The following is an 18,275-nucleotide window of genomic DNA, read 5'->3' as shown; positions in this document are numbered from 1 at the left end:
TGCGCCGACATCTGTCGTAACCTCGGCAGAGCCACTCCTTCGTAGCTGCCCGTTTCGGCTAACGGTACACGGTTAGCCGACGGTTAGCCGACCTTGAAGCCCTGATCCTCGATCATCTGGAAGATATTGCCCTTATCGGCGAATGGGGACTGCGCCAGCGCCGCGACATAACTGGTGAAACCCGGCAAAGGGTTGTTCGGGTTGCGCCGTTCGTAGTAGTCGTGGACTTCCCTGTCATACTGCGAAAGCGCCTCAACCATGCTCGGCGTCTGCTCGTCGCCGGGGTATACGTCATCGAAATACTGGCGTTCCTTCGGCGGGCGCGGCTTGAGCTCGGGCGTTTTCGCCGGATAGCCGAGCCCTAGGCCCAGCACGGGGAACACGTGCTTCGGCAAGTGGAGCAGCTCGATAATGCGCGGGATGTCGTTATGAATGGATCCGAGGATCACCGCTCCCAGGCCGTATGCTTCTGCGGCCGTCTCGGTGGCATGCACCGCCAGCACGGCGTCGGCATAACCTTGGAAAAAGAGGTTCGCCGACCGCAAGCTCGCGCCTTCGACATCCACGCCCAACTCCTGCGCGATGCGCAGATTGCGGTGTTGATCGATGAGGAACACATACAGCAGCGGCGCGTGGGCGATGCGTTCGAAGCCGCAGATGCGCGCGATACCCGCCCGAATCGATGTGTCTTTGATGCGCAACACCGACCAGGCACTCAATGATTCGCTGGTCGCCGTCTGCCTGGCCGCCTGTTCGATGGCGTCAACGACATCGGGATCGATCGGTTTGTCGACGAATTTGCGAATGGTTCTGCGATTGCGCAGAATCTCGACGGTTTCAGGCGTCTTATGCCCTTCACCCGTTGCAACAGCGCTTGTCGTATCAGTCATTGACGCTCCTTACCATGATGCCATTATCCGCTGCGCTCCATACAGCTGCGCCTGTGCAGACAGGAGCGCCGACGTATGAGCGGCTGCCGTGGCATCTCAGCGCGCATCCACGCCTTCCACGCGTCTACGAGCCGCATGCGCGTACCGGAGAACACGGCAACGCCGGGCGAGATCACTGACGAGGCACGAAAGATTCGAAGATGTACCGGCTGAACCACGCCTCACTCTGCCCGAGTTCGACCTGGCTGCGCACGGTCCAGGCCACGGCGGTCGCACCCAGGGCACGCGCGGCACGAACTTGGGGACTGCCGCCGTTCACCCAGTCGTAGGCGATGAAGTCGGGCCGCGACACCCAATCGCCCAGCAGCCTGCCCGCAGCCCATTGCCGCAGCGCGGACCTGTCGAAATCAGCTTGGTAGGCGAGCTGCCCACGGCAGACTTCCGGCCGGTTCTTCTTATACCAGCCCATGGATTGCGGCTGGAACGACTCGACCACATATCGGCCGTCATAGGCGCGAAGCAGCTCGTCGCCCTTCTCCATGAGCTCCCCGCAGCGCTTGTCCCATGGCTTGTCGTCGAATTTGAACTCCACGATCAGCGGCACGCGGCCGTCGACGAGGTCGAGCACATCGGCGAACAGCGGGACATGCTGGTAATAGCCCTGCGGCGCGGATTGAACATCGGGCGCATCCTGCATGGAAGTCTCGTCTGCTCCCGTGCCGAGCTCATCATCGGTCTGCGGATCGAAGTTCGGCGGCGCGATGGCCTCCGCATCCCCAGGCTTCGCGGGAGCAGGGAAGAGCGCAATGCGCGAGAGCTGTGCGTAGGTCAGATCCGCGATGCGCCGAGGATCGCCTGCAACACGTCTCAGGTTCGGATCATGCACGACAACGACCTGATCATCCGCCGTAAGCTGAATGTCAAGCTCAATGCCGTACCCGGCCTCGCACGCCGCGGCAAATGCGGCCATCGAGTTCTCGGGCGCGATGGGGCCAGAGAAATCGGCGGTGCCATAGCCCGATGTGAGCGCCATGCGCCTAGCGAGCGCCACATACTCCCCGCTGTGCGCCGCATACTGCTCAGTGAGCCCGGATCCCGCATCGTGCAGCCCGCGATGGGCATACAGCACATCCGGAACAGCTGGAACCCCGAGGCTTCTGCGTTCGCTTGAACTGCGAGGAGCCACAGCCCATCCCGCCGCTCCGGCAGCAATAGCGCCGCCCGCCAGCATACGTTTGAGGAATCCATTGAAAGCCATAGCCATTCCTTTCGTCACATTGCGCCAGACACCGCGCAACCGCTCGTTCACAAACCTCACCACTGCCGTTCGCCACTATCTTCTCACAGTCAAGCATTCCACAACCATGAGCCATAGGCGTGCCGTCGCCCGATTATTTATCAGTAGGATTGAAAGATCGGCCCTATCCCGCATCCATTACCGCTTCTTTTTCTTGCGGCCTTTGAAATAGATGTCGAAAACGATCCAGGCGGAGAGAACGAAGGCGACCACGTAGCCCATGAAGCCGACCAAGGGTATGCCGAAAACGATGGGTTTCATGCCGGCGAAATAGACGATCGAGGAACCGACGAACAGACCGACCACGATCAGCGCCATCGTCAGGCGGTTCGCCATATCCGAGAGCATGGCGAAGGGCTCCTGAGAACCAACGAGCTGCATGTTGACCCGCAGCTGGCCGCGTGTGAGCATATGCATCGCGACCTTGCTCTCAGCCAGCGTGCCGAGCATGCCGTGCAGGGCCTGGTGCCCTTCCATGCCGAGGGTTTTGAGTTCGTTCTTGCCGACGGCCGTCAGGGTCTTCTTGGATGCGATGTGATTCGAGATGATCTGGATCATATTGACATCTGGAATAAATTCGTCGAGCATGCCCTCAAGCGTGACCAATGCACGGCCCACGGTAGTGATCGAGCTGGGCAGTTCGATGCCGTGCCGCTGGGCCATCATCGTGAGCGCAGTGAGGAACTCGGCAATATCGAGTTCGGCAAGATCGACGGTGCCGAACTCCTTGATGATCATATCGAGGTCGGTCAGCAGCGCCGCATAGTCCTCAGGGTCGGCCTGCGCCCCCGCGAAGCGCAGCAGGCCATCAGCCAATGCCGGCGAATCTTGGGAGCCAACGGCGAAGATCATATCGCGCAGCACCATGCGGGTCTTCTGATTGAGCCGGCCTACCATGCCCAAGTCGATGAGCACGATGCTGCCGCCGGAAATGATGATATTGCCCGGATGCGGATCCGCGTGGAAGAAGCCTTCGTCAAGCATCTGCGCGGCGAAATTATCGACGAGCTTGGTGCCGATCTCCTTGAGCTCATAACCCGCTTCGGCAAGCCGGGCGGGATGGGAGAGCGCGATGCCCTCCACATAATCCATGACGACCACATGCTCGGTGCACAGTTCCATATAGGGCTTAGGGCAGTCCATGTAGCGGTACGGGGTGCAAAAACGATTGAATTCGCTGAGATTCCTGGCCTCGAGCAGGAAATCGGTTTCGGATTCGAAAGTGTCCCACAGCTCCTCGACGACACCGCGCAAATCGACGACCTGCGCGTTGGGCACCACCCGCGTCGCCAGCCGGGCGATCGATCGCATGATGGAGACGTCTTGCGCCATCGTCTCTCGCACGCCCGGCCGCTGCACCTTCACGGCAACGTCCTTGCCGCCGATCAGCGTGGCGCGGTGGACCTGGGCCAGTGAGGCAGACCCCAGCGGTGTGGTATCGATATGCTCGAATATCTCTTCGACCGGCCGACCATATTCTCGCGTCAGCGTCTCCAAAACGGTGAGGTACGGCATCGGATCGGCGTCGGCGCGCAGTTTCGCCAATTCGTCGCAGAACGGCTGAGGCAGGATTTCAGAGCGCATCGAAAGCATCTGCCCGACCTTGACGAAGGTTGGGCCCAGCGCCTCCAGCATGAGCCGCAAACGGACTGGCGTCAGCCCGTGCATCACGTCGAATTGGCGCGCAATGGCGGCAATCTGCCCGAGCCGCTTCACTTTGCCGCGTCGCGTGAGATGATAGCGCTGGGAGAAGGTATTTTTGCGACGGCCGAACAGGCCTATGGTGTCCACATCATCGTCTGGTGAATTGCCAGCGGCATTGCCGTAGTCAGCCGCCTCCAGGCCGTGCGAAGGCAAAGCCTGCGGCGGCCGTGCGTCACCGCTGTCGCTGCCGCCTCCGGAATGGTCGGCGGCGGTCTCCCCGCCTTGCTGAGTCAATGCCTCATCTGCCCTTCGCGTCGGCTGCAACGTCCTGCCGCCGGCCGTTTTTCGGCCAAACTGCTATCGCGCGCCGGGCAAACCGTAGGATATCCGTCAGCGGTGGTCCACCGAGGAGCTTTCGTCGACGGGATTCGCAGCGCACAGTGGCAGCACGGCCACCTATGCAAAACCTGCCGCTACTTGTCCGACTCTTCGGCATCGGCCTTGGCCTCGGCCTCTTTCTTGGCCTCGCTGGCCTTGTGCTTCAGCTCAGTGTTCAACGCTTTGCCCTGCTCCACCGTGATCTCGCCCTTTTTGACCAGATCATCGATGATCTCCTGGCTCTTTTCGACCGTGGTCGCCAGTGCGCCCACGCCTGCGAGAAACACCTTACGCAAGCCGTCACCGAAATCAAAGTTAGCCATCATATACCTCCTTCAAGGTCAATGTATCTTCACTCTACAGCACGCGTCCTATTGTGACATGTCTCTCAATTCACCGTTTTCCAAGCATATCAATCCTGTGCAAGCCTTAGCATCACGCCGATAATGCCGTAGACTGGCAATGTGATCCGCGGGCAAAGCAACCCGCGAAGCCCAAAAAGAAGAAGGATATATTCCATGAATCTACGCAAATATGTGGCCGAATTCATCGGCACGGCAATTCTTGTACTCATCGGCACCGGCGCAGTCGCCGGCTCCACTACTCTCACCGGCGCGACCGGGCTCAAGGGCTCGCCGCTGGCACTGAGCACTCTGGTCATCGCCTTGGCCTTCGGCATCTCGATCATCATCGCCGCCTATTCGATCGGCAACGTCTCCGGCGCCGTGCTCAACCCCGCGCTCACCCTCGGTATGCTGATCGACGGCCGCATGGGCGTCACCGATTTCGTCGGCTACATCATCGCCCAGGTGCTCGGCGCGTTGGCCGGCTCCGGTCTGTTGATCGCCTTCACCGGCTCCAACAAGTCACTCGGGGCCAACGGCTACGGCGACCTTTCGGCATTGAATACCGGCATGGGCGCGGCTTTCCTGATCGAAACCGTCTTGACGTTCTTCTTTATGCTTGTCGTGCTCGGCGTCACTGCGAAGCCTGAGTTTTCCTCGATCGCCGGCGTCGTCATCGGCCTGACGCTTTCCGGGCTCATCCTCATCGGCCTGCCCTTCACCGGCGTCGGCGTGAACCCCGCCCGATCCTTCGCCCCGGCGCTGTTCACCGGTGGCGAAGCGCTCGCGCAGGTCTGGCTCTTCATCGTGGCCCCGATGGTCGGCGCAGCGCTGGGCGCACTCGTGCACCGTTTCGTGCTCGCCCCGGTCTATCTCAACAGCAAAAAGGACTGAGAGCGCAGCTCAGACGGCTTTCGGCCGCTGGCTGATTGCCCGTAATTGAGCCACAACGCTCGCGAGGGGCTGCTCGCCCGATTCACACCCTTGGATCGTGCGAGCAGCCCCTCGTTCTATTGCGAAAAGAGATAGCGCATCGTACGGCTCTATTCTGGCCCTGTCCTTTTTATGACAGTTCTCAGTCGCAGCCGTCGCAGGCACGACAGAGCCGAGCGTGCCGTGCCTGCGACGGCTGCGATTGTTCATTGACGCAACCCAAGACACTATGGGTACGCGACCGGGAGCATGGCGTTCACGACGTACAACGACTATGCGAGCGCCTGCATCAGCCGTTCATCATAGACGTCAAGCGACTGGTCGGCAGCCACTGCACGAACCACGGCGAGCGCAGCCGCAGCATCGAACAGCTCGTGAACATCGCCATGCTGCAATTGGGCCCTGACCGCCCGGCCGTCAAGGAGAAATTCGGCTCTGCCTTCGTCCACGTTCTTGAGCACCACATCCGCGGGCTGAGCTGTAGATTCGAAGGCCTCACGGCTCAGATTCAGACGCAGGGAACCGGCATCAGATACCCGCAGGCTGTTCACCAAGCCAAAATAGGTGGTTTTCGTGTCCTGTGGAACTTGAGCCGCCAAGTGCGCGATGCGGGCATCTTCGCGGTTGAGCACCACGGTGCCGCCCGTCGTCTGCGCCACTCGGCCAAGCAGCTGTACGACGCCGTCGATTCCCTCGTTTCCGTCGTTGCCTACGCCTTCGCTGATCTCATCAGCCCGCCTGAGCTGTTCGCGCGATGCGTTGAGCAACAACGCATATCGCGGAGCGGTTTGCTCCAAGAAGTGCGTCAGATACGTCTTATCAGCGGCGTCATTGTTCTCGTAGTGCTCACTCGTGTCGACAGCGTCGCAACTGTCCCCATCGGCACCCGATACGACCGTGCTGGTCTCGCCCGTGCCCGCCTCGCCCATCCCAGCCGTGTTCGAGCTGATTCCATTCAGTTCGAGAACGGCGATATCCGCGGCGAGGCCGCCCTTGAGATTCACCTTGCCCAGGAGAGCGGACATCAGATCTGCGCCGAACCCGTCATTGGCGGTATCCTCGGAAACCGTAGACGTGAAAACGCGCACGCCGAGGTTTTCAAACATCGAGACGATCATGCGCCTTGTCGTCGCCGTGTCGTGCGCGCCGGCAACCAGCACAACGCCGTATGGCAGTTCAGCCAATGTACGCGTCAGAAATCCCTGATCGAAACGCCCGATAACCTGCCCCGCAAACCCGCCTTCGGCGTAGCGAAACAGGCGCGAGGCCAAACGCATGAGCTTACCCAATGCCGGAGTCACGAAAGAGTACCACGGGGTGCCGGGCGCCAGCGTGGATTGCACAGTCTTTCGGTCGCGTTGGGGTTCAGGCTTTGGCTGAGTCCGCACTGCCGATTGCGGCTCTGTCTGCGGCTGCGGGGCGTTCTGCGCTGGCTCGGTAGACGCTCCCTGCACAGTCGGAGCTGCAAAAAAACTGGCAGGTTCTAGATCGGCGATCTCTAAACCCACATTTCCCAAAACGACATTGTTGAGGACAACGCCTGGCGTACTGGGAGTTTCAGCGTCTGCAGCCTCGCCGTTAGCTTCGAAATCCTCCATCGATTCTCACACCCCCTGCTGGTAGTCCTGCGGCATGTCTTTGAATTTCGACGTCGCGCCCAGGAACGCCAAGTGGAAGGTGTCAGTCGGCCCGTTGCGGTGCTTCGCCATGATGATATCCGCTTCGCCGGGCCGATCCTCCTTATCGTAGGCATCGGGCCGATGCACGAGCAGCACCACGTCGGCGTCCTGTTCGATCGAGCCGGATTCGCGCAGATCGGAAAGCTGAGGTTTGCGGTCATTGCGCATCTCTGGGCCACGATTGAGCTGGGAGAGCGCCACGACCGGCACCTCGAGCTCCTTGGCGAGGAGCTTCAACGCACGCGAGAATTCCGAGACCTCCTGCTGGCGACTTTCGACGCGCTTGCCTGAGCTCATGAGCTGCAGATAATCGATCACAACGAGTTTCAAGTCGTTGGTCTGCTTGAGGCGTCGGCATTTCGCGCGGATCTCCATCAGGCTCATATTCGGGCTGTCGTCAATGAACAGTGGCGACTCCTGCAGCGTGCCCCAGAACGTATTGAGCGTATTCCAGCGCTCAGGCGTGATTTCGTCGGCGCGGCGCAAAGCGTTAAGCGGGATGTTCGTCTCGGCCGAGATGATGCGCTGCGCCAGCTCCACCTTGCTCATTTCCAACGAAAATATGACCGAGGTCATATTGTGATGCAGCGCGGCGGAACGCGCGAAATCGACGCCCAACGTGGATTTGCCCATGGCCGGGCGGCCTGCCACCACTACCATTTGCCCGGGCTGCAGACCCTGGGTCACGTCGTCGATGTCGCGGAAGCCGGTCGGCACGCCCCGTTCCAGCTCGTGGTTCTGCAGCTTGTCGAGCTGGTCGAGCGCGTCATGCACCACCGATTCGATCGGCGAGTAGTCCTGCCGCACTTTGCCCACGCTCATCTCGTAGACTTCGGACTGTGCCAGATTGACGACATCCTCGGCCTGCGAGCCTTCGGCGGAATAGCCGAGCTGCGCGATTTTCGTGCCGGCGGCGATCACGTTGCGCAGGATCGCGCGCTGATGCACGATTTCGGCGTAGAACGTGGCGTTCGCGGCGGTAGGCACCGAAGCGACCAAGCTGTGCAGATAGTCGGTCCCACCTACCTTTTCGAGGTCCCCTGCCTTGAGCAGCTCGTTGGCGACCAGCACCACATCCACCGGCTGGGACGTGGAGAAGAGTGTGATGATGGATTCGTAGATCGTCTGATGCTTGGGCTGGTAGAAGTCGGTGACGCCGATCATCTGCGAGACCTCGCCGATGGCGTCCTTGCTCATCAGCATGCCGCCGAGCACCGCCATTTCGGCGTCATCGTCATGCGGCGGCACACGGTCGAACAGCCCGTCGCGCACCGCTGTCCCGGTCGCGCCCGAAACGTACGACGCACCGCCGGAATATGTGCCTTGTCCGCTGCCGGAACGCGATTCGTCCCACGAATTTCCCTCTGCCATACGCACGAGTATAGGGAGACCGGCGGAGCGCTCCGTATCTTTCGCAGTGATATTCTCACGACACGCACGGGCCAGCCGCAGTGGATAATAATATCGAGTTATCCACATTACAGGCGTGTCACAGGGGATAATGCACTGACTTATCCACATGATGGGGATAAGTCAGTGCATAATGTGGGGATAGCCGAGCGGCTGCCCGATGTCGATTTGCATATGAACGGCGTCGATGATATGCGAGTCGAAGGGGGGGCGGCTGGACACCCTCCGCATCGTGAGGCATATGAGTTGCGTCGTTTCGCAGCTCGGTCCCATGGCCCATGGAAGATTGGCGATTCGCACGCAGCCGCGCTATCGGTCGGCCTTAAGACACTTGTCGCGACATGTCGGCGTTCATCGTGCCTGTCTTCGCCTTGCCTGAAGTACAATGGGCAGGCTTCTCTCCTTGGCGCCGCCGACACTGACGGCCTATGGGAAACCGGCTCGGGATGCATGATGAATGGTGATGGATGAATTGACTCACGATGTGACGCAGCGGCAGGACAATGCCACGGGAACCGATCCAGACGGCATCACCCGCGCCCCGGACCTTCGTGATTCCGACCATGTCGACCGCAGGCAGGCGACGCGGCAGCTGTTCGCCTTGGCGCTGCCGACCTTCGGTCAGTTGATCGCCGAACCGACCTTCGTGCTCATCGACACGGCGATTGTAGGCCATATCGGCGATGCGGCGCTGGCCGGGCTGTCGGTCGGTTCGACCATTATCCTCACGACTGTGGGGCTGTGCGTATTTCTGGCCTACGGCACCACATCGAGCGTGGCCCAGCTCATCGGCGCGGGGAAACGCCGCAAAGGGCTTGAAACCGGTATCGACGGGCTATGGCTCGCCTTGGCTATCGGCGTCCTTGTGTCTGCAGCGTTGTTTGCCGCCGCACGCCCGCTGTGCTGGGCGATGGGCGCGCGCGGCGCCGTGCTGGTCAATGCGGTCGTTTACCTGCGAGCCCTCGTGTTCGGCCTGCCCGGCATGCTGCTCGTCTACGCCGCCAATGGCATCTTCCGCGGGCTGTCGAAGGTCAATATCACTTTCATCGCGGCCGTGGCGGGCGCCGCGGTCAACACCGCGCTCGATGTGCTGTTCGTGTTCGGATTGCACTGGGGCGTAGCCGGTTCGGGCGCCGCGACTCTGGTGGCGCAATGGTTCATGGGGCTGTTCCTCGTTGTGCCGGCGTTGCTGTGGGCGCGCGCGGACGGCGCAAGCTGGAGGCCGCGCCTCGCCGGCATCCTCGGCACGGCTTCGAATGGCGCGCCGCTGTTCATTCGCACGCTGGCGCTGCGGGTCTCGCTGGTGGCCACGGTCATGCTGGCGGCCCGCATGGGCACACAGGTACTGGCGGCGTATCAGGCCGTCGATTCGAGCTGGAATTTCGTGCTCAACATGCTTGATGCGATCGGCATCGCGGGGCAGACCTTGGTCGCCACGCAGATCGGCGCAGGACGGCGCGGCAACGCTCATGTCATGACGTCGATCGCCGGCAAGTCGGGTCTGTTCGCAGGCGCGGTCATCGGCGTTGGACTGGCGGCCGCAGGGCTTGTGGCGACCGGCTTGTTCAGCCCGTCCCCCGACGTGCAGCATCTCATCATGGTCGGCATGCTCGTGCAAGGGGTTTTTCTGCCGCTCGCCGGCTGGATGTGGGCGCTTGACGGCATTCTCATCGGCGCCGAGGATTATCGCTATCTCGCCCTGACCTGCACAATCACAGCGCTGACATATCTGGCGTCCCTCGTCGGCGTCAACGCGCTTGACGACGCGGCCCAGCCGAGCGCTTCATGGCGCATGGCCATCCTCTGGGGCGTGCTCAACCTGGTTTTCATCGGGTTGCGAGCCGTGTTCAACGGTCTTCGCACCCGCAGCAGCGTCTGGATGGCAGACCGCCCGACCTCTTCTGCATCTTCCGGCTACGGCTCGGCGCAGCCAGCACAAACCCAATTGTCATGAAACCATGCAATGCGATGAAACGCCACATTCCCTAATAATGCCCAAAGTTGTGCGCAGCATTGAAGTGAAGGGAATGCGCAACCCGTCCTGCTGCATGCGATTTTCATTCGTCAGACTGGTAAATCGCGATAGGAAAGCAAGCACAGGCCATGTCTAGGCAGATTCTACAAGACGATCACGCCATGTTCGAGACCCGGTTGGATCGGATGTCAGGAAGGCATGTCGGACAGGTCACGCTGATAATGCTCCACCCGACACCACCTGGACACGTCCCGGCCAGAAGACACCACAAACGAAATGGGTCCAAACACCATGCCGCAAGCAGACAATACCCACAATAGGTGTGGGAAAGTCACATTCCCGTTAGCGGGCTGTGCCACTATGCGCATGAGAATCCAGTGACCAACGACATTGGAAAGATCTGATTGCCATTGTCCGTCTTCGTGTCCAGCACCGTGTTCAAAGCCGCCTCGGCCATCGCACTGAAGGGGTGTCGCACCGCGGTCAACGCCGGCCAAGAATACCGTGCAATACTCGTACCGTCAAACGATATGATCTGCACGTCATCCGGAATGCTCAAACCCATATCGTGTATCGCCTGTACTGCACCCATCGCTATCAGATCAGAACCCGCGAAAATGGCAAGTGGGTGGTGGCGGTCGGCCAGCCGCAGCAGATGCTCAGCGGCGTGATAGCCGCCCTTCTGATCCCACGTGGTGATGTATGGCTCGGGAACAACGATCCCTGCGGCATGCAAGGCTTGTTCCCAGCCGATCCTTCTCAGATCGATGCGCGGGGCGTCAAGTTCACCGGCGATAAGAGTGACACTTGTTGCACCGTGGTCCAGAAGATACTGTGTTGCCATGCGAGAACCGTCAATGATGCCGGATCCTATGGTCTGGAATCCCGGAATAGGTTGCGAGCGGTCAAGCAGCACCCTTGGAATCTCGGGTGACCTCAGAGAATAGAGATTTTCGTCGTGGAGGAATACGAGGAAAAGCAATCCGTCAACCCCGCGATTCACGAGATCCGTCACAATCTGTCGCTCACTCTCTGGATCGCCTTGGGTGGTGGTCAGCAACAATGCATGCCCGCGCTTGGACGCGGCGATATTTATCTGGTCGATGAATTCCGCATAGAAGGGATTTGACAGCATAGGGGCTACAATGCCGATGAGATTAGTAGAACCAAGCTTGAGAGCCCGAGCGCTGGCATTGGGACGGTATCCCAACACCTGTATCGCATCGAGTACGCGTTGCTGTGTATCTCGAGCGACTGGACGGGGTCCCCCATTCACCACATAACTCACCACCGCCGAGCTAACCCCTGCGAGTTTGGCGACATCGGTTCTCGTTGCGGCTCGGCGTCTAGTTTCATCCCTGTGCATACTCGAAAACCTTACACTCGGCATATGCTGTCATACAAGCGTTCGCATTCTGGCAGCGTACGCGCGGTCGCGTACACGTACCATTTTATCAACTCGTAACACATTCTAAATGATCAAATAAAAACCTTTGTTTTCAACATGTAAAGTCTAATTTGACAAAAATGAATCTACTGGTGTAGATTATCTGATATATAATAAAGGCGTTCATAAGTGCGCTACCGCGCGACGATGGACGCCACATCAGACGAAGTGCTCAAGGAGGAGCAATGGGCAGAGATATCACATATTTCATGCGGAGGCACCGCTACTGGCGAGGCATCCACGGCATCGTTGCATTCTATCCATCATTCGGGAAGTCCAAATGACCCAGATCACACCGTCACCGGTGAGCGCCAGCACCACAGCACGAGAAAACAGGCAGCACACATTACATATCGGCAACTCGGCTTGGGCCGCCACGTTGTTGTTGCTCCCCACCTTCATCGGATTCATCCTCTTCTACCTGTACCCCACAATTCGAGGGCTGCAGTATTCCTTTACCAATTACAATCTGCTCAGTCGGGGCGAGAATGTCGGCTTGTCAAACTACGTCGATATGCTCAGCGACGAAGACCTGCGGAATTCACTGCTCAATACCTGCCTGTTCGCCGTACTCAACCTTATCGTCCAGCTCTTTTTTGGCTTGCTGCTGGCGGCACTTATGCAACGGCTGCGCGCCAAGCCATGGGTGAGGTCATTGCTACTCCTGCCATGGTTGGTACCCAATGTTGCAATAGCGCTCATCTGGGGATGGCTGTTGGACGCCAACGTCGGCTTCCTCACAAAACTTTTTGCATCAATGGGATTACAAGGGGTCACCTTCTACAATAGCAGACTGGCCCTGCTGATCGTCGTGGCTATCAGCGCTTGGGCGGGCATAGGGTACACCTCTCTGCTCCTGTATGCGGGGATGCTTCAAATACCAGCCGATCTGTATGAGGCAGGATCTATTGACGGGGCAGGCGAAACCCGCATGTTCTTCAGCATCACGCTGCCCTTGATACGGCCTGTGCTCGCCATGGTGGTTGTGGTGACGCTTATCGGCTCCTTCCAGGTCTTCGATCTCGTCCAGGTTGGTTATCGCGGCAACCCTCTTCCCGAGGTTCGTGTGATCTACTACTACATCTACAGGCAGGCCTTCGAATACTTCCACATGGGGTATGCATCGGCGATATCCATCCTGCTGGTTCTCATCCTCGGGGCATTGACATTCCTGCAGATGCACATGATGCATGCAGGCGAATCGGAGCTATCATGACGGCACAGCGGAAACTCACACACCACCTTAAAGGCGACAAAGTCATCGCGTGGATCCTTGTCACCGCGACAATCATCGCAACCATGTTCCCCTTCTACTGGATGGTGCGCAGCAGTCTGACGCCCGCGGCCGATCTCGTAACAGACGCGAACAGATTCTGGCCGTCCAATCCAACTCTGATCAATTTCCAGCGCATACTAGGCCTTACCAGCACTCAGCAGGCGATTGCCGCAGGCGGCACCGGCGCCACCATAAACTTTGCCCGGTACACGATCAACTCATTCGTTTATGCTGGTTCAATCGCCATTGCGCAGACGCTCTCCTCCGCCGCAGCGGCATATGCATTCGCAAGGCTACATTTCAAAGGCAGAAATATACTCTTCGGCTTAGTGCTGGCGGGACTGATGATCCCAGGCATTTTCACCCTGCTGCCAAATTTCGTGTTCATAAGACAGACGGGACTGCTCAATACCATGAGCGGAATCATAGCACCCGCACTGCTAACCAGTCCCTTTGCCGTCTTCTTCCTGCGCCAGTTCTTCCTCTCTATACCCCAGTCCGTGGAGGAAGCAGCCATGCTCGACGGTCTAGGCACGATTGGCAGATTCTGGAGGATCGTGCTCCCCATGAGCAGAGGACCGATCTCAACCATGCTGCTGATCACCTTCGTGGGGATGTGGAAGGACTACATGTGGCCAATGGTGGCAGGGCGTGGTGAGCAGACGCGTCTGCTCACCGTTGCGCTTAGCGTATTCCAGCAGCAGGCTCCCAATCGCTCACCGGACTGGACTGGACTGATGGCAGGCGCAACATTATCGGTAATCCCAGTCATCATCATATTGATCATATTTGGCCGTATGCTCGTCGAGTCGCTCAGTTTTTCCGGATCGAAGTAGCACAGCGGTTGATTCCGATGGCCCATTTCGCCATCAAACACGTAACTGACCAATGAATAGAGACAACCATCTAAGAAAGAGAACACCAATGAAATGCAACAGATTCATCGCCACCGTCTCGACAGCAGCGCTGCTGCTCGGGGCCGGCGCTTGTGCGAGCACGAGCACGGGAACAAACGTCACACTCCAATACTGGCTCTGGGACAACACGCAGGCCCCTTTGTATGAGGCCTGCGCCAACGACTTTCATAGCAAGAACCCGACCATATCGGTCAATATCACGCAAACCGCATGGAATCAGTATTGGCAGAATCTCACTACACAGATCGCAGCCGCATCCGCCCCGGATGTGTTCACTGACCATGTGTCGTACTTTCAGCAATATGTCGCCAACAGTCAGATATTAGACATCACACCGTATCTGGAGAAAAGCAACATCGATCTCAAATCATTCCAGCCCGGTCTCGCGGATCTATGGAAGCTGAATGGCAAGCGGTATGGTCTCCCCAAAGATTGGGACACCGTTGCCCTTGTCTACGACACCAAGGTCGCTCAAGAGGCTGGGTACGACGCGAACGCCATGAATACGCTGAATTGGAATCCGCAAAACGGCGGCACTTTCGAAGAGTTCATACGAAAGGTCACCGTAGATGAACAGGGAAGGAACGCTCTTGATCCGAGTTTCGACAAAAACCATGTGAAGCGCTATGGCTACTACCCCGAATGGGCGGACGGGGCTGTGGGACAGAATGGGTGGGGCAATTTCGCCGCCTCCAACGGCTTCACATATTCCGACGGCAGAGGGGTTGCGAATTCCTATCATTTCGACTCTCCCAAGTTGGTGGAAACCGCCGCATGGCTGCAGCATCTGATCGCCGAAGGACTCGCCCCCAAATTCGATCAGCAGTCGACCCTCGGCACCGATGCCATCATGAAAAACGGTAACAGTGCATCGACTGTTGTGGGATCGTCCACAGCCAGCACATATCTGGATTCAGGCCTTGCTGGAAGATTCGCCTATGCCATGCTGCCAGAAGGCCCTCAAGGACGCAAAGTGGCGATGAACGGGCTTTCCGACGCCATCTGGTCCGGAACCCAACATCCGGAAGAGGCATGGAAGTGGGTTGCATATCTAGCCTCGTCAGACTGCCAGGACAAAGTGGCAGAGTCCGGGATCATCTTCCCTGCGCAAAAATCCGCTACGAAGATCGCCATCGATGCTCGTAGCAAGAAGGGTTGGAATTCCATGGCCTTCACCACCCCGGTCGAAAAGGAGGAGACCTTCACCCTGCCCATTTTCCCGAACAGCTCCGAAACGGGAACGATCGTACAGGATGCCCTTCAAGCTATCGCTCAGGGAGGAGATCCAACCCAAGAGTTGACCAAGGCAAATGAGGCAGTTGAAAAACTGGCCACGAAAAACTAAGTCCACGGGCCGAAGGTGGTAGCCGAGATAATACCCGGCTTCCACCACAAGTCCGTTCTTTCTCAACAAGGAGAACGTCCCCATGCTTCAGCACAATACGGAACAAATGTCTGTACTCCCCTCGCTACAGGTGACCGGACAAGGGCTGTTTTCCCGACCAGACTGGGCGGGAAAACAGCAGGACGGCACACGGGAATACTTCATCCGAGCTTCCCGTCTGTCCCTGCTTCACGGCATCGAGCATGGGGAGGTCTATCGCAACGGCCAGAATTCCTGGTCACCCACCGGATGGACGGGGTTGCATGAGCCCCCCATCCGGATACGCAGCAGTTCACGACGTTTGACAGCCGACGATCCCACTTGGGATGATCCTGTGCGACATCATTCTTCATGGTTGATAGCAGTGAGTTCTCATGGCCATGACGCTCATGGACACACCCTTTTGGTGGGTTGTCTGCAGGGAGATACTCCAAGATTACATGCCGATGCGGATCTCATCGCCGGCTGGACGGAAACAGGGACACAGGCCACTTGGGTAATCCTGACCGGCCGAGATAAGGATGTGTTCAGCAGGTACAGCCAACTCCTTGCCAAGCTACACACGCCGCGTGCCGGCAAGATCAAAAGGGTGTGGTCCTCCTGGTATTCGCTGTATGAGGACGTCTCCCAAGCCGACATCCAAGCCATTGCACCACAGTTGCCGCGATATGGATTCGATACATTGCAGATCGACGACGGGTGGGAGCTGCGTGTCGGGGATTGGACACCCAACAGCAAGTTCCCCTTACACATGTCCGATCTAGCCGCTCAGATCCGCGATCAGGGCATGAGCGCAGGAATTTGGATCGCTCCTTTCATCGTTCTGCCCGAAGCACAAGCTATGCAGACTAACAGGCAAATGCTGCTGCGCGACGGAGACGCTGAGCTCCTGACTGCTGGGAGCAATTGGGGCTCCCGCTACTTCACCTATGACTTCTCGCGGGCCGATGCGCGTCAGTGGCTTGCAGATCTCATAGGGACCGTCGTTCACGATTGGGGATTCGACATGCTCAAACTTGACTTTCTCAATGCCGGAGCAATACCTGGCAAACGCAGTGAAGCCGTGGACCGTGAATTCATCTACAGAGATGCATTGCAGGTCATCCGGCAGGCCGCCGGAGAAGATGCCTTCCTGCTAGGGTCGGGTGCACTTATCTTCCCTTCACTTGGCATTCTTGATGCCGTGCGAATCGGCCCTGACGTAGCACCGATGTGGGACAACTATGCCACCACTGACATGTCTGACGCGCTGGCCAAGAACGCCCTGCGCAACAGCGTGAACAGACTGTGGATGAAAGGGCTGATTGGCCTCGATCCCGATATCGTCTACTTCCGTCATCAACGCAATCTTCTCAACGACACACAAATGCAACTGCTCCGCGACTGCACGACACTCTGTGATGTCAGGGGAATCTCAGATCCACCAAGCTGGCTTTCCCCCTCCGAGCTTGCAGCGGTGCGCTCATACCTCTTATATGACCCTCGAATCAGGCAACTGGGACGATACCGGTATTTACTCGACGATCGAGAGGTTGATTTCGCCGCCGCATTGGATCAGCAGCACAGTCTGTATGCACTGTGATCCACAAGAAGTCGGAGACTATCACCATCTGTGACTTCCAGATCGAAATCGTCGTCGAGATTGCATATCGGTCTTGTCCTCAGCCGTCAATGTGAGTGGCGGGCCTCGACACGCACATTGACGGCTGAGGACAAGCAGCAGTGCGATGCCTGTGCCGATAGGAATCAATGCAACCGTGGCACTAACAACTCTTCGAACAGAGCAGAGGAATCCTGATGAGGCCTCACCCACTGGTGAAAAGTGTGACCACAGTGGCACTCCCGTTTTCCGTTGGGCAGGTAGGTGTGATTTTCGCGTGGACAAGGGCTATGCATAACGGCAGCCAGATGGCGATCAGGCCGTTGACACCTTGCATGCCCAAAAAGCGCACACGCCCGAGCGAACAACACTGGGAGAAGATCACCACGATGCCCAAAAAACACTAGGCTGATCACGAATCCGCCGGATGTATCGATACGCGAGAATGTCTCCCAGTCTGGTAAGAAATGGCACCGATAGAGCCATAGCCACGGTTGGGGCGGGCATTGGACAGCATAAAGCCGCGGGGGCAATCGGTCGAGTTGCCGATGAGCGGCTCATACAAGTCTTAGGTGGATCCGTTAACCAGTTCGATTACGATGATGACGAGTACGAGCGCAGCCATTTTTTGCTGGCCGAGGTAAAATCAGACGCAGCTGGCGCTGTTGCCGTTTTTGCCGTACTCGTGTGCGCGCTGGTGGCCCTCCCGAAATCACACTATCTATAGCTCTTAATGTTCGCGTGAAGTGCACATATATCATAGTTATGCCGCGTCTTGTGGTGTTGCTGAATGTATTTTGTAAGATTACGTGCACATCCGTCATGAAATCTGAGATGGCCCGAAACTCGTCCTACATGTTTCTGATCAGTGGTTGAAGCAAAATTCCCAAGCGTTCTATGAGGCTGCAAATCAACCATCATATTGCCCGGTGCCATCATCCGAAACATCGCGTCGGCAGCTCACCGGATTGAAATTGTTGATCAGGGAGTGTCAAAAAAGCAATATTTGACGTTCTTTGTTACACGTATGGAATCTCGCTCCATGAATTTTTGTCAATTCTGGAAGTAGAATTCTACGAATTAATGTATAACGATGTATGT

General features: G+C 58.0%; 13 protein-coding genes. 6 read left to right on the top strand and 7 right to left on the bottom strand.

The features are described from left to right. Window positions 1-83 precede the first annotated feature (83 nt). The 4 genes from LKG04_RS03855 to LKG04_RS03840 form a co-directional block, all read right to left on the bottom strand. A complete protein-coding gene (locus LKG04_RS03855; RefSeq protein ID WP_291760212.1) occupies window positions 84-890 on the bottom strand; it encodes a nitroreductase family protein in 807 nt (268 codons plus the stop codon). Window positions 891-1,062: 172 nt separating this feature from the next. Next, on the bottom strand, window positions 1,063-2,148 hold the full coding sequence (locus LKG04_RS03850; protein WP_291760215.1) for a glycerophosphodiester phosphodiesterase family protein: 1,086 nt from the start codon (window positions 2,146-2,148) through the stop codon (window positions 1,063-1,065). Between the two features lie 177 nt (window positions 2,149-2,325). Continuing rightward, a complete protein-coding gene (locus LKG04_RS03845) occupies window positions 2,326-4,029 on the bottom strand; it encodes an ABC1 kinase family protein (RefSeq protein WP_291760287.1) in 1,704 nt (567 codons plus the stop codon). 275 nt (window positions 4,030-4,304) lie between these two features. Then, on the bottom strand, window positions 4,305-4,532 hold the full coding sequence (locus LKG04_RS03840; RefSeq protein WP_291760291.1) for a phasin family protein: 228 nt from the start codon (window positions 4,530-4,532) through the stop codon (window positions 4,305-4,307). A gap of 195 nt (window positions 4,533-4,727) precedes the next feature. Between LKG04_RS03840 and LKG04_RS03835 the strand changes: the two genes are divergently transcribed. After that, window positions 4,728-5,447 (top strand): MIP/aquaporin family protein, encoded by a 720-nt coding sequence (locus LKG04_RS03835; protein WP_291760218.1) that lies wholly within the window; start codon window positions 4,728-4,730, stop codon window positions 5,445-5,447. 311 nt (window positions 5,448-5,758) lie between these two features. On the opposite strand, the gene LKG04_RS03830 is transcribed toward LKG04_RS03835, so the two are convergent. After that, complete coding sequence (locus LKG04_RS03830; protein ID WP_291763287.1) at window positions 5,759-7,084, bottom strand: hypothetical protein; 1,326 nt, start codon at window positions 7,082-7,084, stop codon at window positions 5,759-5,761. A 6-nt stretch (window positions 7,085-7,090) separates the two neighbouring features. Next, on the bottom strand, window positions 7,091-8,536 hold the full coding sequence (gene dnaB / locus LKG04_RS03825) for a replicative DNA helicase (RefSeq protein WP_291760223.1): 1,446 nt from the start codon (window positions 8,534-8,536) through the stop codon (window positions 7,091-7,093). Between the two features lie 502 nt (window positions 8,537-9,038). On the opposite strand from dnaB, the gene LKG04_RS03820 reads away from it, so the two are divergent. Continuing rightward, a complete protein-coding gene (locus tag LKG04_RS03820) occupies window positions 9,039-10,529 on the top strand; it encodes an MATE family efflux transporter (RefSeq protein WP_291760225.1) in 1,491 nt (496 codons plus the stop codon). Window positions 10,530-10,908: 379 nt separating this feature from the next. Here the strand turns inward: LKG04_RS03820 and LKG04_RS03815 are convergent, their stop codons facing one another. Further along, window positions 10,909-11,916, bottom strand: a complete 1,008-nt coding sequence (locus tag LKG04_RS03815; protein ID WP_291760294.1) for a LacI family DNA-binding transcriptional regulator — start codon at window positions 11,914-11,916, stop codon at window positions 10,909-10,911. 361 nt (window positions 11,917-12,277) lie between these two features. On the opposite strand from LKG04_RS03815, the gene LKG04_RS03810 reads away from it, so the two are divergent. The 4 genes from LKG04_RS03810 (at window position 12,278) to LKG04_RS03795 (ending at window position 17,156) form a co-directional block, all read left to right on the top strand. After that, a complete protein-coding gene (locus LKG04_RS03810) occupies window positions 12,278-13,213 on the top strand; it encodes a carbohydrate ABC transporter permease (protein WP_291760227.1) in 936 nt (311 codons plus the stop codon). Further along, on the top strand, window positions 13,210-14,109 hold the full coding sequence (locus LKG04_RS03805; protein ID WP_291760228.1) for a carbohydrate ABC transporter permease: 900 nt from the start codon (window positions 13,210-13,212) through the stop codon (window positions 14,107-14,109). The genes LKG04_RS03810 and LKG04_RS03805 overlap by 4 nt, the downstream gene beginning before the upstream one ends. An 88-nt stretch (window positions 14,110-14,197) precedes the next feature. Then, window positions 14,198-15,535: an ABC transporter substrate-binding protein gene (locus LKG04_RS03800; RefSeq protein WP_291760230.1), complete on the top strand. Its 1,338-nt coding sequence runs from the start codon at window positions 14,198-14,200 to the stop codon at window positions 15,533-15,535. Between the two features lie 82 nt (window positions 15,536-15,617). Next, on the top strand, window positions 15,618-17,156 hold the full coding sequence (locus LKG04_RS03795; protein WP_291760233.1) for a glycoside hydrolase family 36 protein: 1,539 nt from the start codon (window positions 15,618-15,620) through the stop codon (window positions 17,154-17,156). The last annotated feature ends 1,119 nt before the right edge of the window (window positions 17,157-18,275 follow it).

Origin of the sequence: Bifidobacterium sp. (assembly GCF_022640935.1) — a bacterium.
In the GTDB taxonomy this organism is placed as follows: domain Bacteria; phylum Actinomycetota; class Actinomycetes; order Actinomycetales; family Bifidobacteriaceae; genus Bifidobacterium.
Note: the sequence above shows the minus strand (reverse complement) of the source record. Positions and strands in the feature narration are given on the sequence as shown.